Source organism: Paenibacillus lycopersici, from assembly GCF_010119935.1.
GTDB classification, from domain to species: domain Bacteria; phylum Bacillota; class Bacilli; order Paenibacillales; family Paenibacillaceae; genus Paenibacillus_Z; species Paenibacillus_Z lycopersici.
Genome location: NZ_CP048209.1, coordinates 5,612,677 through 5,629,741 on the forward strand (window position 1 = coordinate 5,612,677; position 17,065 = coordinate 5,629,741).

The window sequence follows — 17,065 nt, forward strand, 5'->3', positions numbered from 1 at the left end:
AAATAATTTCAACCCTGTTGCTATCGATTCCATTTCGATCTCGCGTCTCCTCTACCATTATTATACAGGTCGGCATCCCCACCCCTTTTTTCCATTGATTGCTGACCAAACAGTAATTCGCTATAAAACGACGTTTTCCTTTTTATGTAACTATCTGTTAGTCCGATGAAAACGGCAACCGATTTACTGCTCGGCTGCCGCGGTATCCTTATTCCACTATCATTCCCCGCTACTTCAACAACCGCCCCCATATCATCTTTCCATCACTGTACGTCCCTGTCCATATGTTACCTGAATTCGGATTTTGTTGATAATGCTCCCACATTAGGCTTAAACTCAAAGACATTTGTAAATTGGATATTTTAGAAGCTTGTACCCAATGCAAATCCCCTTCATCACAATTGATCACATTTCTAGTGCTCGAGTCACCAAAGAAAATATAATGTTGATTTAACTCATCCTCTTTTTGTCGAAGTAAAATGTACCGCAAATGCAGACTTTTGATTTCATTTTGCAAAATCCCCGTCTCTTCCGCTATTTCACGCAAACAAGAGCTTTCGGGCGAGCCATGCTCGTGGGGTTCCACATGACCTCCGACACATGACCATAGCCCAGGGGCAATCTTTTTGCTATTCGATCGTTTCATCATTAACACATCATCATGATTAAGAAGAAATGCCCCTGTCATTGTCCGAACACTTATCATCATATCATCCTCCGAATACGGGGTTGTTGTCGTCTCCCTCATTGTTCCCGACAGCGGAGGGGGTTATAAAGCTAAGCCGGCCCAACTTACCGCCTTCACTTCACACTTGTCAGGGCAGGCTCCAGCTTAAGAAACAACTGACGCGTATTCACCTTTTCATAATTCCAGAACATGATGACCCGTATATCCGAAGCAGGATAGTACCTGATTTCAGATCGAAATCCAGGTGTCCCTCCGATAATCAGTTGAACATCCGACCCCAGAAACCAGCCGAGACCATAGTGCAGCTTCGGATCAAACGTCGTGATGTAGTAGGGCGTGAACATCTGGCGCAATGATGCCTGCAAAAGCAGTTTGCCATGGAACAGTGCATCGCACCACTTGTCCAAATCGCGGGTCGTGGAATACAATTCGCCTGGCGCATCTACGATTTCGCTCAATCGGTCATTATCGGCATTGATCAGCTTGCCGTTCTCCGTCGTGTGCCCATATGCGCGCCCGGGATTTACCTTCCTGGGGTAATCGACGCCTGTTGCCCGCATCCCTAATGGAGAGAAGAAGAATGCATGAAACACTTCCTCGAATGATTTCCCTGTTACGGTTTCCAAAATATATCCCATCATAATAAATCCCGTACTGCTATAGCTCCATCGTTCGCCAGGTTGAAAATCTTGCGGCAGCTGAACCAGGTAATCGATAAAATCTCTTTTCTCAACCACTAATCGACTCATCTCGAAGCGCAAAGCCGAGACCGCATAGATATCATGCAGACCGGACGAATGATTCAACAAATGACGGATTCGAATATCCGGATGGAGAACCTTGAAACGTTCGTAATAGGTTCCAGGATGCTCATCCAGATCAAGAAGCCCTTGCTCGACCAGCATAAGGGCTGCGGAGGCAATGAACATTTTCGTAACAGAGGCAATATGGAATTTGGTATCCACCGTATTGGGAACGTTTTGCTGAATACTCGCATGCCCGAAAGAGCGATGAATGACTTCCTTACCTTCTTGTGTAATCAGGATATTGCCGCACAAGAAGTTCTCTTGTTCATAATCCGTCAGAATCCGCTCCAATTGTTCGCTCATCCTTTCAACTCTGCTCCTTCCGGCAGCGGGGAATCTGTATGATTTTACCAAATGCTTATTTCGCAAGCAATAGGGAACTTAATAGGTTGCGCAAACTGCGTTCGAATAAAAAACCTTCCAGCATGCGCTTGGAAGGTTCTCTAGTGCACCTATTGATCGGTATACCGCGGTGCGAATCTATTCATTCATCCATTCATTCAGCGACGACTCTCCTGCCTGCTAGAAAGACGATGGACGCTCAACGGTTGAACGTTCATTGACCTCCGGAATTTTGGCCTCGATCCGCTCGCGCCACTCGCATAGCTTCCTATGCAGCTGCTCGGTCCGTTCAGGCTGCTGCTCCGCGATATTGAACGCTTCCGAGAGATCCTCTCTCAAGTTGTACAGCTCCAGACGACCGTCCTCGAAAAATTCGATGAGCTTGTAATCCCCCTCCCTCACCGAAGAGCCCGGCGTTCCTCCCTGATTGCCGTAATGCGGGTAGTGCCAGAACAACGCATCGCGGCCCGGGCTATCCTCCCCCTTCAGCAAAGGCACGAAGCTGATGCCATCCTCATGCTGTTCCGGCAGAAGGTTCACTCGCGCGATTTCCAGCAAGGTTGGATAGAAATCGGGACTCGTTACCGGAATCTCGCAGACGCTGCCCGGTTCGACAACGCCGGGCCAACGGACGATAAGGGGCTCCCGCACGCCGCCCTCGTACATCCAGCCCTTGCCTTCCTGAAGCGGACTGTTGCAGGTCGGCGAACCTTCCGCCGTTGCCAGGCCGCCGTTGTCGGACGTGAACACGATCACGGTGTCGTCCAGCCGGTTCGTCTCTCTCAAGGCGTCTATCAATCGCCCGATATTCCAATCGAGATTATAAATCATCGCCGCGTACGCAGGATCGGACTGCAGGATGCGTCTTTGCACGCGCAGATGTTTCTTATGTTCGCACGGAAAGGGCTCTCCCTCGGCAAAGGCTTCCAGCCGGTCCAGTCCAAGGGCTTGGGCCTTGGCCGCAAAACGCTCGACAAGCGCCTCGCTGACCTCGATCGGAATGTGTACGGCATAATGCCACAAATTCAAGAAGAACGGCTCGTCCGCGTCATGCTGCCGGATCAGCCGGATCGCCTCGTCCGTCAGCCTGTCGGTCAAGTATTCTCCGTCCGGCCCTTCCTCGAGCGTCTCGATGCCATACGGGCTAAAAAAGCCATGCATCGGCATCCCCCAGCTGCAGCCGCCGATATTGACGTCGAAACCGTGTCTGTCCGGATAATGATCTCGGCCGCCAAGGTGCCATTTGCCCACATGCCACGTCTTGTAGCCATGTTCCTGCAATGCAGACGCCACGCTCTTCTCCTGAAGCGGCAGGTGGCGGATGTACGGCGCATCGATCAGCCTGCCCTCTGTCTGGCCGCCGATATAGTTGGTTACCCCGACGTTCGCCGGATATTTACCGCTCATGAGGCTGGCCCGGGTCGGCGAGCAGACCGGAGCGGCGGCATAAGCATCCGTAAACCGCATCCCCTCCGCGGCAAGCCGGTCCAGATGAGGGGTTTCGTAAAAGGTGCTGCCATAGCAGCCCAAGTCCTTCCAGCCTAAATCGTCGATTAATATGAACAGTACATTCGGTTTCTTCTTCGCATGACTCACCTGTTCCACCTCCTCCTTCGATCCATCATCGTGAAGAAAGCCCGCGTACGCCGCGGGCTCCTCCCTTTCTTAATAAGGCCGTTCACCCACGATAGCCACTCGCTCCGCAACGCGGCGGTTCGGATAATAGTCCGAATTCGCGTAATGCTGCGTGGCGCGATTATCCCAGAAGGCGATGGAGTTCGCTTCCCAGCGGAAGCGGACCTGGAACTCGGGCAGCTGCGAATGGCGGAACAGATACGAGAGCAGCGTTTCGCTTTCCTCTTGCTCCAGACCGACGATCCGGATAGTAAAGTTCGGGTTGACGTACAGCGTTTTTCGCCCGGTTTCCGGGTGGGTGCGCACGACCGGATGCTCGGCCGCCGGAAACTCCTCCTGGCGAATCCGTAATTCCTCGGGCGAAAGCCGCACGCCGAAAACATGGGTAAAATCGTGAATCGCCGTCAGTCCGTCGATTCTCTCCCTGATCTCCTCGGGCAGGTTGTCGTAAGCCGCCGCCTGATCCGACCATAATGTATCCCCGCCTAGAAGCGGCGCCTCCGTAACGCGCAGGATCGCTCCGAGCGCAGGCGTCAACCGCCAGCTGACGTCCGAGTGCCAGTTGTTCTCGTATCCGGCTTTCTTATCGTCCTTGGCGAAACGAACGACTTCATCCGATGCTCCTTGAGGCAGGAAAGGATGGGTCTCCAGCTCTCCCCAGAGTCGGGCGAACGCCTGCTGCTGCTCGCTCGTAATGTCCTGATCGCGGAAGAAAATCACCTTCCACTCAAGCAGCGCGCGGTTCAACTCCAGCTGAAGCTCCGGCGTTACGGGATTGCGCAGGTCGACGCCTTCGATTTCCGCGCCGATCAGAGGGCCGTAAGGCTTAACGCGGAACAGCGTGTACGGCTGTTCGCCCGCTTCTTCAGGCAGACGGCGGATAATGCGAGGACCGCCTTTAATGCCGCGGTCGGGAATTTGACGGGGACGTTCTTCGGATGCAATCGTATTAGCCATTAGGCATTCTCCTCGCTAATCAATATTGAATAGATGTTACTTGCTCGCGTTTTGTTTCTGGTACTCTTCGTTGACCGACTTCAATATTTCATCGCCGCCTGCTTTTCGCCACTTTTTGCCAAGCTCCTCGATGCCCTTGTCGACGTCAATCTTGCCGCTGATCAGATCCACGAAATATTGGTTATACACTTCATTGACGTTTTTGCCCTGTTCGATCTCTACATCGGTCCTACGGGTAATGAGACTCGGCACGAAGTATTGGGAAGCGACTTTAACTGAATCCCTGGCGCGATCTATATTGGGCTCCGTTTGCGGCAAATAGTTCTCGTCGATCGGCCAAGACACGTTCCCCCATGCAAGCGGATGAGCCCAACCGTTATCCGCAAATCCGTCTTTCGCGCGCTCAGCCTCGTTGTAAGTAATTTTATCTCCCTGTTTCGTGTAGTGAATGCCTTCGATGCCGAGCTCCAGCAGGTCGCGGCCTTCCTTGGACAGCATGAATTCGATGAACTCCGCCGCTTTTTCGGGATTTTTCGCCTTATTGGTGACTGCCGTAAACAACGCCGTTTTCGGAACGGTAGCCATCCCTTGCTTGCCGTCCGGTCCAGCTGGCGGCGGCGCATATCCGAGCACGCCATCCGGATTGACCTGCTGCAGACTGCCTTCAATACGGCTGACGTGGCGGAATAATGGACCATCCATGAAACCCGCTTTGCCTTGGAAAAACTTTTGCTCCTTCGCCGGACGGTCGTACACGACAAATTCAGGATCGATCAGCTTCTCGGCATACCATTTGCGCAGCTCCTCGATGCCTTTCTTAAAGGCCGGATGCTCGAAACGAGGGATAACCTCGCCTTTGTCATTGAGTTCATAATCCGAGTAAGGAAGACCGTAAGCATACAGTACAAAATCGAATCCTGTCAGGAGATCGCCGTCACCCGGCTTGTTCGTGACATAGCCGAAGGTGTCAGCCTTGCCGTTGCCGTCCGGATCCTTCTCCACGACGGCTTTCAGCGCAGCTTCGAATTCATCCAATGTTTTCGGATGCTGGAGACCCAGCTTATCCAGCCAATCTTGGCGGAATTGAACGGTGTAATTCGACCGTTCTGCGCCGCTCACGAACGGGTAGCCGTAATAGTTGCCGTCTACCGCCGTCCACTGCAGACCGTTATCGAGCTTGGCTTTAATCGTAGGGAGCTTGTCGAAATAATCGTTGAGCGGAACCAGAATGCCATCCTTAATCCACTGAGAAACCGATGAGGAAGGATACTGCGTCGTCACGACGTCAGGAATATCGCCGCTTGCAATAGCCACGTTAATCTTGTCGTACGAAGATTCCGGCGCGATCTTGACCGTCAGCTTGATGTTCAGCCGCTTGTCGATCTCGGCGATAATGCGGTCATTGGGCACCAACGGCTTCGCGCCTACGTCTCCCGTGGTCAAATATACGATCTCCGTCGGTTTTTCGGAGCTTGTATCGGATGCGCTTGAACCAGATGCGCTGCTGCTATCGGCTGCATTCTCTTTATTCGAGCAGCCTCCCGTTACGATCAAGGCTGCCGCCGCTGCGCCAATCACCCATTTTTGCAGCTTCTTCCCTTTCCTATGTTCCATGTTCTCTTCCTCCTGATTTTTATTTATAGTTAAGGAATTACTCCTTGACCCCGCCGATCAATACCCCATTGTGAAAATACTTCTGGAAAAACGGATAAATAATCATGATCGGAATGGTAGCCGCCATCACCGTCGCCATCTTGATGGACGGTCCCAGAAGAAACAGACTGCCGCCGCCTCCCGAGTACGTGGACTCGTTCTCGAACAGCATGCTTCGCAAGAACAGCTGCAAGGGCCAATGCTCTTTGTCGCTGATGAAGAAAATCGCGTTGAAGAAATCGTTCCACCGGGTAACGGCATAAAAGAGCGTGATGGTGGAAATGGCCGGCATGGACAAAGGGATCGCGATTCTGTACAGGATGCCCACGTCATTGCAGCCGTCGATCCGTGCCGCTTCGACCAACCCTTCCGGCAATGCAAAGAAGAAGTTTCGCATAATGATCAGGTTATACGTATTGAGCGCGCTCGGGATGATCAGCGCCCATACCGAGTTCATCAGACCGAGGCTTTTCACAATGAGATACGTCGGGATAATCCCTCCGCTGAACATCATCGTGAATACGAAGAGAAACATAAACACGCGATTTCCCTTCAGTCCCGGTCTGGAAAGCACGTAGGCAGCCATGATCGTGAGCAGCATACTCAGCGCCGTGCCCACGACGGTGACGAACAGCGTCACGCCGTAGGAGCGCCAAAGCTCTTTCATCGAGAACAAGTAGTTATAGGCGCTGAAGGTGATCGCTTTGGGGAACAGATGGATGCTCGAACCTAGATACTCGTCAAGCGGAATGATCGAGACAACGAGCGTATCCCAGAATGGATAAACCGTAACGATAGCGACGACCGCCAGGAAGATGACATTGAACGAGTCGAACAGCTTCCCTGCCCTGCTAGTGTAGTGCATTGTCTCCCTCCTAAAGTTTTACGAGCGAAGCTCGCAGCCGGATTGTACCGGCAAGTATAGTAAAACTACTTCGGAAGCATATGCTTAAGTTTTACGAGCGAAACCCGCAGCCGGATTGTACCGGCAAGTATAGTAAAACTACTTCGGAAGCATATGCTTAAGTTTTACGAGCGAAGCCCGCAGCCGTTTGTACCGGCAAGTATAGTAAAACTACTTCGGAAGCATATGCTTAAGTTTTACCTGCTTCAGTAGACGCCGTTCTCTCCCATCTTCCGGGAAAGCCAATTCGCGATGACAAGCAGCCCGAAATTGATCAGGGATTTAAATAATCCCACCGCCGCCGCGAGGCTGAACCTCCCATCCGTCAAGCCGATCCGATACACATACGTGTCGATAATATCCGATACCCGGTATACGGCCGGATTATAGAGCACGAAGATTTGCTCGAAGCCCGCTTCCATGATCCCGCCCAGCCGAAGAATAAGTACGAGCATGATCGTGCTCCGAATGAGCGGGAGCGTTAAATACAGCAGCCGTTGAAAACGGTTGGCTCCATCAAGGACAGCCGCTTCGTAGAGATGCGGGCTTATTCCGGCCAAAGCCGCCATGTAGATGATGGTGTTCCAGCCAAACTCCTTCCAGATCATCGAGAAGACGAGCGTGCTGCGGAAATACGTTTCATTGCTCAGAAATCCGATCGGCGTGCCTCCAAACAGCTTGATGATATTGTTCACTACACCGCTGTCGGTCGAGAGTAAATTGATCAGAATGCCTCCCAGAATGACCCAGGAGATAAAATGCGGCAGGTATATCACCGTTTGGACCGACTTCTTAAACGCCCTGGATCTCACTTCATTTAGGAGCAGGGCAGCAATGATCGGGGCCGGAAACCCGAACGTAAGCCGGTACAACGAGATAATGACGGTATTCTTGATGACCTGCCAAAATTTATCCTGCGAGAACAAGTAATCAAACTGCTTAAAGCCTGCCCAATCGCTGCCCAGAATGCCTTTCGTAATGCTGAAATCCTTGAAGGCCACGATCGCACCGTACATCGGAATGTAGTGGAAAATCAGATAGTAAACCAGCGCCGGCGTCAGCATGAGATAGAGATAGCGATTGAACCAGATGTACCGGAGAAGATTTGATTTGCTGCGCAGGCGCTTCCGAGTCCGAAGGCCAGCCTCGATTCGCGCGGTCTCGCTTTCAACGTATGACATCTAGCAGACTCCCTTCCTATAAAATAAAAAGACACAACATAAGGGGGTCATGTTGTGTCTCCGGATTACCAGTCGACGATATATTCAGTTCATCTCATACTCGCCGGGCTTCCCCCGCAGCCTTAGCTAGAACCTCTGGTAGACCAGGCGGTTACCTATACAAAAAAGGAGACGCAGCACCGCTGGGGGCACTGGTCTCCGGTTGTCCGGTAGATAGTTTATTATTCCGATTTATTTACTTGGTTAATATGAGATTGATACTAACATACGAGTCGCTAGGCGTCAACCATTTTTTAGGCGACTATTGCTCTTCTTACAATCGCCATCAGGAAAGTTTATGCTGCGCCTCTCAAGGCTCATAAGGCTGCCCCCCAACGTAAATATCAATAGCCCCAGCCGGCCGGATCGGTTCCTGCTTCACATACAAGTATCGATTCTTCTTGAAGAAAACGTAGTAAAGCATCGTGAATGGATGAAAGTAATCGAGCCCTCCGAGCCGGCAGCCGGATTGAAACAGAAGCTTCTCCCCATCGGCGATCGTAAAAGATAACCGGTTGCTCCCGCACCAGTCGATGTTCAGCTCCAGCTCGTATTCGCCTGGTTCTAGTTCGATCCGCACCCTCTCTCCGTCTTTGATTGCCCCTGCCCTAGCATCGTTCAATAGAATCCTATACTCCCGGATCCGATTCACCCATTGAGATTTCCTCACGATTTCGATGGAAGCGGTCATTTAATCCCTCCCGTACTTACCCCGTTTCTAATAAAAAGAGACCTACAGCAGCTCGCTGTAGGTCTAAGATATATTTAATAAAGGGGGTCATGTTTAATTATAAACGCGCTACATTAAGTTGAGATAAAGATCGGATTTCATTCGTGTTACATTTTAGGAACTATCGTTCCCGTCTATTGAAACTCTTCGCTCTACAACTAAATTATGCGCTAGCTCCGCCCAAGTGCCTTGCGAGAAATCGCTCGGCCGCTTCATAGAACCTCAGTCGGTTCTCGGGTTTGGCGAAACCGTGGCCTTCGTCCGGGAAGAGCAAATACTCATGCTCCAATCCCCTCGTTCTGAGCGCGTCGACGATCTGCTCGGATTCGCTTTGCTTCACTCGCGGGTCATTGGCGCCTTGGGCGATCAGCAGCGGAATTTGGATCTTATCGATTAGATACAACGGAGACCGGGATTGGAGAAACGCTTCCTCTAGATCGGGGTTTCCCACCCTTTTGTGAAGAATAGCAAGCATCGGCGCCCAGTACGGCGGAATGGAGCGGATAAACGTGACCAAGTTGCTTGGACCGACCACGTCCACTGCGCAGCAGAAAAGTTCCGGCGTGAAGGTCGCGCCAACCAGCGCCGCGTATCCGCCATAAGAAGCCCCGTAGATGGCCACGCGATCTGGATTCGCATATCCCATCTGTACGGCCCATTCGACGGCATCGACGAGATCATTATGCATGGCGCCTGCCCATTCCTAATTACCTGCGTTGAGAAAGTCTTTACCGTATCCCGTCGAGCCCCTGAAATTGACCGAAAGGCAAGCGTAGCCTCGGTTGGCCAGCCACTGATGCTCCGAATGGAAACCCCAGCGATCCCTCCCCCACGGTCCGCCGTGCACGTTCAGGACCATCGGCACGCCCTCGCGCTGTCTCGGCGGGAACGTGATGTAGCCGTGAATCGTTAGTCCGTCGCGCGATGTAAAGGATAGCGGCTCCATTGGCGCCAGTTCGAATTCCGCCAGGACCGGATCGGTATGAAACAGGAACGATCCTGTACGGGACTGCCTGTCGTAGATGTAGCAGATGGACGACTCCTTGTCGGACTGAAATGTGATGAGCCATTTCCGGTCTTCAAGATCCCGGCTGCTGATCTGGAAATCTCCATCATGCAGGCTGCGAATCGCTGCAAAATCCGCTTCAACCTCCGCATCCAGCACGGTCCATTGTTTGCGCTCCCTGAAAAACGCAACCGCCAGAACTTCGTATGTATCGAGATCGAGCATTACTTCTCCAACGTCATAGTGCGAGTCCTCCGCTAGTACGCGATATGAACCATCTTGCGTGTTCATGCGTACCAAACGGCCCGAGTTCGTATTTCTCGAGTCGATGACGAACAGCTCTGTGCCGTCTTTGGCGAAGCCAATGGGTCCGCTTGACAGCACGTCCTCGCTGTCCCAAGTCACGATTGTTCTCCACTCGGAGCTCTCGTCATCACGGACCAACAGATCCATTCCGCCTTCGGGCGTGGCGGCACCTGCCCCCCGCACGTTCAGATCGGCGTCTACCACCCAGCCGAGGATGTTGCCGGGGTTCTTGGCGACAAGCGATAATTCTCCAGTTGAGATCGTAAGACGATAGACGTCGTGCGCGGCTTCGTTTTCCTTATTTAGCGCGACGATGAGCTCGTCGGGATGCTTCTTGCTGGTATGAAGGACATGCGCCTGCACGTTCTCGAACGGCGTCAGATCCACTATTTCTCTGCTGGCCAGATTGACGGAATAGAGCCGCCAATTCTCATTGCCTCCGGCATCTTGCAGGTAGAGGATATGCTTGCTGTCATAACCCCAGAAATACCAACGAATGCCTCGGTCACGGTCGTGGGTAACGGGCTCTCGCGTATGCCCCCCGATATGCCCGATCCAGATGTTTTGAACGCCTTCATCCGGAGCCAGATACGAAATGTACACGCCGTCCGGAGATAGCTCGGTTTGCGTTTTGTCCGGATTGCCGAAAAGGACCTCTCTCGGGATTAACCGGACTGCCGATGCGGAATCGTTCATGAATACCTTCTCCTTTAGAGTTAATTCATTAGCGATAATTAGTTCTCATCCGGTAGGAACCCTGGTGCCTTGCCTTCCTCAGATTTACTTTCTTACAATGCTGTAAGCAACCGTCCCGCGATTATTTTTCTCTTGTGGTTCATCCCACTCGATATTCACCACAATCTCCTTCTCATGCTTGGGTACGAGATTTGCAGTTGAACCAAATGACGAGCTTCCTGGTTCTGTTAGCGTGGCCGTCCCCTTAACGCTACCGTAATTATATGTAATATTGGTAATAGGCTTGGTGCCGACATACTGTATGAACAAATCATAATTCCACTTATTCGTAGTCTTATTCAGATAAGGATCTAAGTCGACTTTCCAATCCGTTACATTCTCTTCCGATTCCAAGGAAAACGTTACTTTTCGGGACATTTCGTCATGGATTCGGCTGGTTTTAAAATAAACAATAATGGCGATTATGAAAAGAACGCCAAGGAGTACGATTAAACTATTTTTTTTCAATTCCCTTTCCCTTTCATTACCAGGAGAGTCCACACCTCATCGCATCATCCAATCAAAGCGGGCCTCTGGTGTTCTTTTCGATATAAATATCTAAGGCTTTAATTCCGCGAATTAGACATTTAATTAGCAGGTAAAGGCAATATAGACCAAGCAAGATAAATAAGCCATAAACGACGAACATGATTTGGGCATAAACTGAAAATAAAGAAACACCGCTACTGGAAATATTCATAATCGTTCCTCCCTTGATAGAGATTTTCGTACTCCTCGACAAGCTACAATCGGGTTCAACGTTCTCTCCTTTTAATCGCATATTTTTTATACGTTTCCAGTAGATGGAAGTTGCGTTATCCGTTCCCGCTGAATTAATATGCAGTCCAGCAGATAAAAGCGCAGCCTACTCGGCTGCGCTTCAGGCTGTCGAGAAAGTTCGACGCCCCCTATGTCGAATGTACGGAAAGGAAAGGAAGCACCTCAAAGACTGCGGACAGAGCGTTTGCCTTCGATTTATTTGGAGATACAATGCTATCGTTACTGAGGGAGCGTAATAAACAGGGACAATGGAAGGTCTTGTCGCTAGGTCAATTGGTATTCAAGAGCAGCGCATAGCCGGATGCTTATGCATCCGACTATCGCCGTAAAATTCCTAGAGGAGATTGTACGGCTCACAGCCTCCCGCTGAACCGCTCGAGCGCTTCTTCGGTAACTGGCGCGAAGAGGTTGACGAGGTTGCCGTCGGGGTCGCGGAACAGTATAGAGCGGTTCCCCCATGGCATCGTGGCCGGTTCTTGCACCCACTCGTCTACAAGCGGCTTCAAGCGCGCGTATTCAGCATCGACGTCATGAACGCGAAATTCGATGATGACGGTGTGGTTGTCGGCCGCACGCGCGGAACCAGCGCCGAACAGATGCACCGTTTGGGAATGGCCGATCGCCAAGGTACACGACGGCAAAACGAATTCTGCGAACACAGGCGCGGGACGCTTCGCCGAAACACCCGTGACTTTCTCATAGAACACAACGAGTCTATCCAAGTCGTCAGTAATAATGCGTACAGAAGCCAAATTCATGAAACCTCCGCCTTTCAATAATGAATTAAACGATACGATACCGTAACGTATCATATTAGCCTTGTTAACACAAGCGAGGTGGCTGCCCCGGCGCCAAGGATGCTTCCATGGTATAATGTGAAGGACTTATTATAGGCAATGAGCCCCCGTTTAAATACGCTTATTTTGGAGGAATGATGGTGACTTCTAAGAAATCCGAAAGTGTGCCGTCGGCCCATTTGAATAGACGCGCCGAGCGTTCGAGACAAACAATCCTGACCACCGCGTTTGAACTGCTTAGCGAAGGCGGTGTGACGAGCTTCACCGTCGACGAGGTGGCGCGTCGTTCCGGGGTCGCGAAGACGACCATCTATCGGCACTGGCCAACGCGGGAAGCACTGGTGATCGACGCCTGTTCTCGGATGATTGCTGAGCAAGAAACGCCCGACACCGGCTCACTCGAAGATGATATCACGGCTATCCTGGCGGAAATCGCGAAACTGCTGCCGACGGCGAATTGGTCCTTTGTCTTACCGTCAATCGTCGACGCCGCCGAGCGCAATCCGGAGTTCGCGGAAATCCATAGTCGGATTCAGCGCGGACACGCCGCCCCCCTGCGAGAGGTCCTGCAGCGCGCCATAGATAGGGGCGAGCTGTCGGCACACGCCGACGTGTCCACGGCCGTTGCAGCGTTGCTGGGGCCTCTCTTCTACCGCCGTTGGTTCTCGCGAGAGCCGATCGACGGCCAATTCGTAAAAGCGATCATCAAACGCGTAATCGCTTCACTTTAGAACGAGAAGCCTGCCACTTCTTGACCCGATTTCGATGGCGGACCAACGAATAGCCAGACCGATGGCGGACGCCTTACTTACTTCAAGGTTACTGAGTAATCATTTTTTCAGTTCTTATCAGGCTCCGGCGCGCGCTGCTATAATGAAGACGAGACCGTCATGGAGGGGACAAGCAGATGAAGCTATTGATTACCGGCGCGACCGGTAGCGTGGGCTCCGGCGCGGCCGAAGCGCTGCGCGCGCAGCACGAGGTCCGTTTGTCGGATATCGCCGCGATGGATACGACGCTGCCGTTCTACCCGGCGGATGTCCGCGAGCCCCGCGCTTTGGATCAAGCGGCCGAAGGCGCGGATGTCATCGTCCATACGCCGGCGTGGCACGGCATCCACATGGGACAGCGCTCCGAGCGCGATTTTTACGAACTTAATATTACGGGGACCTTCAACATGTTCCAATCCGCGGTCAACAATCGGGTGCGCCGCGTGGTGTGGCTGTCGAGCATGTCGTTCTACGGTTCGGATTTCTATGCGTACACGAAGAAAATCGGCGAGCAGCTGTGCCGCTACTACCACGAGCAGCACGGCATCGAGGTTATCCTGCTGCGTCCTGCGGATTTTACGCCTTATACAGACGCACGCCACTATGGCGAAAGGCTGCTTCACGGCGGCGTCGACCGCCGGGACGTGATTCAAGCCGTAGCGTCAGCCGTCGTATGCCCGCAGACGTACGGCACGTATCATATCGTACGGGATGACGCGTTCACCGAAGCGGACAAGCTTGCCTACGCGGCCTCTCCCGCCGACGCGTGGGAACGGCTGTACCCCGGCGCGAAGCGGCTCATTGAAGCCTATCGCCTGGAGCTGCCTGTCCGGCTCGAGACGATGGACTTGTCGCGGGAACGCGCGGAACTCGGGTATGAACCGCGTTATAATTTCGGCACCTTCATCCAGGAATTCACGCGGGAGGGAACGATTGTCGAGCGAACGTAGCGTACCGAACGAAGGAAGGAGCCAGTCAACCCTAAGCACGGAATCAAAGCCCGGCAAGCTGTTCTAGTGGGCTGAGCCCGTTTACGTTCCATTCGCTGGAAGCTCTGTTTACCTGCCTCGCTCTGATATTGAACCAATCTCCCGTTATTTCAATGGACAACGGCAGCCGATCACGATCGGCTGCCGTCGTATCTTCATTCGGCTAATCTAGCATTCCCCGGTTAGTTCAATAACGATTTGGATTGCATGAGATCCTCTGTTTCTTGAATCAGCTCGCGCAGCTTATGAATCGCAGTCTTTACATTTTCCTGATCCTCCGTGATGCTTGCGAAGATCGCATTGATTCTTGGGAAGTATCGGTCAGGCGCGATGCGGAAGGAATCGGCAATGGCCGAAGCACCCTTTTCATTCATCAAGAAGGATTCGTTCATGGCAAACAAAGCCTGATTCAAGGAGGCAACCGCTCTGAAACAGGATCCGGCGACGTAGGCTAAATCATTTTTGTAGATCGCTTTATAGCCGTTCTCGATCGCAAAGGCTGCTTCCCAGAAAAACTTGCGAATCGTTGCTTCTTGAAGCGCAGGCGGGTATGGGCTGGTTCTGCTTTTCAACTCTCCGATTACGCCCGACGGATCCCATAACACGCTGCACAACGCGATTTCCGCCATATAGATCGAGTTGACGAAGCCATGAGGATGGCCCGGCTGATAATCGATCGTGATCGTTCCATTGACGCAGTCTTCTATGACTTGGGACACTTTATCGAGATCCCGATATAAGAAGTCGACCGGCATGTCATCGATCTTCAACCAGCCGCCGCCGTTAATCCACGGTCCCCAGCCGCCTATTTCCGTTACGAGGTTGTCGCGATGCTCGTCATCGATGGCAGACGCAACCCGGCGAAGCTCGGTAATGTCCAGCCCGATAGAGGGATCGTAATAGATGCCGAAATCAATATCGGAGTTCGGGCTGGCCGTCCCCCTTGCTCTTGAGCCGCCGAGAACGAGAGCCCGTATTCCGCTGATTGGTTTTAAGCGGTCAACAATATTCGAAATTGTGCTTTGCACGTTCATCATGCTCACTCCAATCCTGAATTCGGCTGTCTCCAGTATAAGGAATCGGTGTTCCGGGCCTCAAGGGAGAGAATGGATTAACACAAATTCTCTATAGCTTAATGACTGAAGGAGCGACTCACATTGGCAAGCTGCTCCTCAATGATGCTGAACCAATGTTTCCCGTTAGTTGCGCCCTCTTAATATTAATTTACTTTTCTCAAGAAACTCCCCCAGAAACTTCTTGCTATTGAAGCTGTCCACCTGACTCGTTCGTATCACTATTAAATCCCAAGTAGGAACTACCAATGCTACATTTAATCCAGCTCCTGAAAGAACAAAAGCGTCTTTAGGCAATGAGTCCGAGAAACTTCCGTTCGCGTTTGAACGTAAACCAAGTCCATAATCAGGTTGAACCCAACTGACCTTTTTCATTTCATCTAGATACCACGAAGGAACAATCTGTTGCTCTCCCCAATTGCCGTTCCTAAGCAGTAAATAGGCAAACCTTGCAAGATCTCGAGACGTCATATCGGGGCCTGCGCATGAAGGCTGATAAACTTTTTCGCCCCATACATAACTATCTCCACCTGAGTACCAAGAAGTTTTCTCTATTCCAATAGGGGAAAATAACTGTTTCTCCATACTTGTATGAAGTTGAACACCTGTAAGATGTGGAGAAATAACTGCGAAATGGTTATATCCTATATTGCTATACCCAAATCTTGTTCCTGGTTCAGAATAAAGCTGCATTGAATCGGGGTAGATCTCGCATTGTCCTACCGTATACGGTACGAATAAAAAATTTTCGCCCTGGTATACCTCAGGTGATGGCTTCAAACCCGAAGTGTGATTTAATATCTGAGTAAATGTAATAAGGCTTTTCCGGGAATCAGACAAAGGGAAGCCCTCGGGTAAATATCTATTATCATAAACGGGACTTTCAAGATCTATCTTGATCGGTATACGCCCGCTGCTTGAATCCTCAATCCATTTACCAAACATACACGCCGTCATAGTCTTACCTATAGAGGCTGTCCAGGTTGATGAATATTTTGTTTCGGGACGATCATATCCTTCGCTAACGATCCAACCATCTTTGATTACTAATACCGATATGGACGATTGGCTTGCAGGCGGCATTGATTGGATCCCCATATTCCATTCGACGAACTCCCGTGTTGCTTCCAAATCTATGCCTAGACTTGCAATGTCATCTTTATGCTTAAGAGCTCTCCATCCACCTTTTGTCTCCGAAGCAGGGAAGTAGCAATTAGACATTTTCTCACCCTTTTCGAAATTTCTTTATTTCTGTAGTTATTTCAGTTTTCCTCCTGATTAAAAAGATCATTACTGTACTAATCTGCCTGATAATTCAATGAAAAATAGCAGCCGATTTCATACTGGCTGCTGTCATGTCTTTATTAAACTATATGCATGGCGTTTTTTCACATCTTGCGGGGACATAACTACAGGCTTCGCGTTTGAGTCTAACTGAAGAAAGGCCGTGGACCAATAAATCTCCGGGATGGCATCTTCAGATCCATAAGAATTTATAAGTCCTTCAAGATACATTCGGCGATTGTGCTCATTAACTGGTTCAATAACCAGAGGGATGTCAATGTTACTGAGGAAGGTACCACCTTTTTACGCGATGTGTATGCCACTTCACTGAATCCCTTTTTTAAAAGATGAACACACCTCCGAAATTCACCTTGTGTTAGGATATAGTAC

At 51.1% G+C, this 17,065-nt stretch carries 14 protein-coding genes and 1 pseudogene; 2 read left to right on the plus strand and 13 right to left on the minus strand.

Going from position 1 to position 17,065, the window contains the following annotated elements; all coding sequences use genetic code 11:
- Positions 1–229: 229 nt before the first annotated feature.
- The 11 genes and pseudogenes from GXP70_RS24600 to GXP70_RS24650 all read right to left on the minus strand — a co-directional run bounded on the left by GXP70_RS24600 (position 230) and on the right by GXP70_RS24650 (position 12,520).
- Complete coding sequence (locus GXP70_RS24600; RefSeq protein ID WP_162359269.1) at positions 230–709, minus strand: NUDIX domain-containing protein; 480 nt, start codon at positions 707–709, stop codon at positions 230–232.
- Positions 710–801: 92 nt separating this feature from the next.
- On the minus strand, positions 802–1,797 hold the full coding sequence (locus tag GXP70_RS24605) for a serine hydrolase domain-containing protein (protein ID WP_162359270.1): 996 nt from the start codon (positions 1,795–1,797) through the stop codon (positions 802–804).
- A 219-nt stretch (positions 1,798–2,016) separates the two neighbouring features.
- Entirely contained in the window at positions 2,017–3,432 is a 1,416-nt protein-coding gene (locus tag GXP70_RS24610) for a sulfatase (protein ID WP_162359271.1), read from the minus strand.
- A gap of 69 nt (positions 3,433–3,501) precedes the next feature.
- Positions 3,502–4,428, minus strand: coding sequence for a TauD/TfdA dioxygenase family protein (locus GXP70_RS24615; RefSeq protein ID WP_162359272.1), 927 nt, complete (start codon positions 4,426–4,428; stop codon positions 3,502–3,504).
- A 36-nt stretch (positions 4,429–4,464) separates the two neighbouring features.
- Positions 4,465–6,042, minus strand: coding sequence for an extracellular solute-binding protein (locus tag GXP70_RS24620; protein WP_162359273.1), 1,578 nt, complete (start codon positions 6,040–6,042; stop codon positions 4,465–4,467).
- 37 nt (positions 6,043–6,079) lie between these two features.
- Positions 6,080–6,946 carry a carbohydrate ABC transporter permease gene (locus GXP70_RS24625; protein ID WP_162359274.1) on the minus strand — a complete coding sequence of 289 codons (867 nt, stop codon included), beginning with the start codon at positions 6,944–6,946 and terminating at the stop codon, positions 6,080–6,082.
- Positions 6,947–7,191: 245 nt separating this feature from the next.
- Positions 7,192–8,166 (minus strand): ABC transporter permease, encoded by a 975-nt coding sequence (locus GXP70_RS24630; protein ID WP_162359275.1) that lies wholly within the window; start codon positions 8,164–8,166, stop codon positions 7,192–7,194.
- Between the two features lie 349 nt (positions 8,167–8,515).
- Positions 8,516–8,827: a hypothetical protein gene (locus GXP70_RS24635; RefSeq protein ID WP_162359276.1), complete on the minus strand. Its 312-nt coding sequence runs from the start codon at positions 8,825–8,827 to the stop codon at positions 8,516–8,518.
- A 271-nt stretch (positions 8,828–9,098) separates the two neighbouring features.
- A pseudogene (locus tag GXP70_RS30195) lies at positions 9,099–10,943 on the minus strand (S9 family peptidase).
- 84 nt (positions 10,944–11,027) lie between these two features.
- Positions 11,028–11,450, minus strand: coding sequence for a hypothetical protein (locus tag GXP70_RS24645; RefSeq protein WP_162359277.1), 423 nt, complete (start codon positions 11,448–11,450; stop codon positions 11,028–11,030).
- Positions 11,451–12,115: 665 nt separating this feature from the next.
- Positions 12,116–12,520 carry a VOC family protein gene (locus GXP70_RS24650; RefSeq protein WP_162359278.1) on the minus strand — a complete coding sequence of 135 codons (405 nt, stop codon included), beginning with the start codon at positions 12,518–12,520 and terminating at the stop codon, positions 12,116–12,118.
- Between the two features lie 176 nt (positions 12,521–12,696).
- Here GXP70_RS24650 and GXP70_RS24655 point away from each other — a divergent pair, with 176 nt between their 5' ends.
- The gene (locus GXP70_RS24655; protein ID WP_225442902.1) at positions 12,697–13,290 is read left to right on the plus strand and encodes a TetR/AcrR family transcriptional regulator; all 594 of its coding nucleotides are present in this window, start codon (positions 12,697–12,699) and stop codon (positions 13,288–13,290) included.
- A gap of 176 nt (positions 13,291–13,466) precedes the next feature.
- Complete coding sequence (locus GXP70_RS24660) at positions 13,467–14,279, plus strand: NAD-dependent epimerase/dehydratase family protein (RefSeq protein WP_162359280.1); 813 nt, start codon at positions 13,467–13,469, stop codon at positions 14,277–14,279.
- Between the two features lie 221 nt (positions 14,280–14,500).
- Here the strand turns inward: GXP70_RS24660 and GXP70_RS24665 are convergent, their stop codons facing one another.
- Both GXP70_RS24665 and GXP70_RS24670 read right to left on the minus strand, forming a co-directional pair.
- Positions 14,501–15,355 carry a nucleotidyltransferase domain-containing protein gene (locus tag GXP70_RS24665; protein ID WP_225442543.1) on the minus strand — a complete coding sequence of 285 codons (855 nt, stop codon included), beginning with the start codon at positions 15,353–15,355 and terminating at the stop codon, positions 14,501–14,503.
- Positions 15,356–15,517: 162 nt separating this feature from the next.
- On the minus strand, positions 15,518–16,612 hold the full coding sequence (locus GXP70_RS24670; protein WP_162359281.1) for a serine hydrolase domain-containing protein: 1,095 nt from the start codon (positions 16,610–16,612) through the stop codon (positions 15,518–15,520).
- Positions 16,613–17,065: the final 453 nt, after the last annotated feature.

Coding starts and splice junctions, on each gene's coding strand:
- GXP70_RS24600 (WP_162359269.1), bottom strand. CDS start 709: ATGATGATAAGTGTTCGGACAATGACAGGGGCATTTCTTCTTAATCAT.
- GXP70_RS24605 (WP_162359270.1), bottom strand. CDS start 1,797: ATGAGCGAACAATTGGAGCGGATTCTGACGGATTATGAACAAGAGAAC.
- GXP70_RS24615 (WP_162359272.1), bottom strand. CDS start 4,428: ATGGCTAATACGATTGCATCCGAAGAACGTCCCCGTCAAATTCCCGAC.
- GXP70_RS24620 (WP_162359273.1), bottom strand. CDS start 6,042: ATGGAACATAGGAAAGGGAAGAAGCTGCAAAAATGGGTGATTGGCGCA.
- GXP70_RS24625 (WP_162359274.1), bottom strand. CDS start 6,946: ATGCACTACACTAGCAGGGCAGGGAAGCTGTTCGACTCGTTCAATGTC.
- GXP70_RS24630 (WP_162359275.1), bottom strand. CDS start 8,166: ATGTCATACGTTGAAAGCGAGACCGCGCGAATCGAGGCTGGCCTTCGG.
- GXP70_RS24650 (WP_162359278.1), bottom strand. CDS start 12,520: ATGAATTTGGCTTCTGTACGCATTATTACTGACGACTTGGATAGACTC.
- GXP70_RS24655 (WP_225442902.1), top strand. CDS start 12,697: ATGGTGACTTCTAAGAAATCCGAAAGTGTGCCGTCGGCCCATTTGAAT.
- GXP70_RS24660 (WP_162359280.1), top strand. CDS start 13,467: ATGAAGCTATTGATTACCGGCGCGACCGGTAGCGTGGGCTCCGGCGCG.
- GXP70_RS24665 (WP_225442543.1), bottom strand. CDS start 15,355: ATGATGAACGTGCAAAGCACAATTTCGAATATTGTTGACCGCTTAAAA.
- GXP70_RS24670 (WP_162359281.1), bottom strand. CDS start 16,612: ATGTCTAATTGCTACTTCCCTGCTTCGGAGACAAAAGGTGGATGGAGA.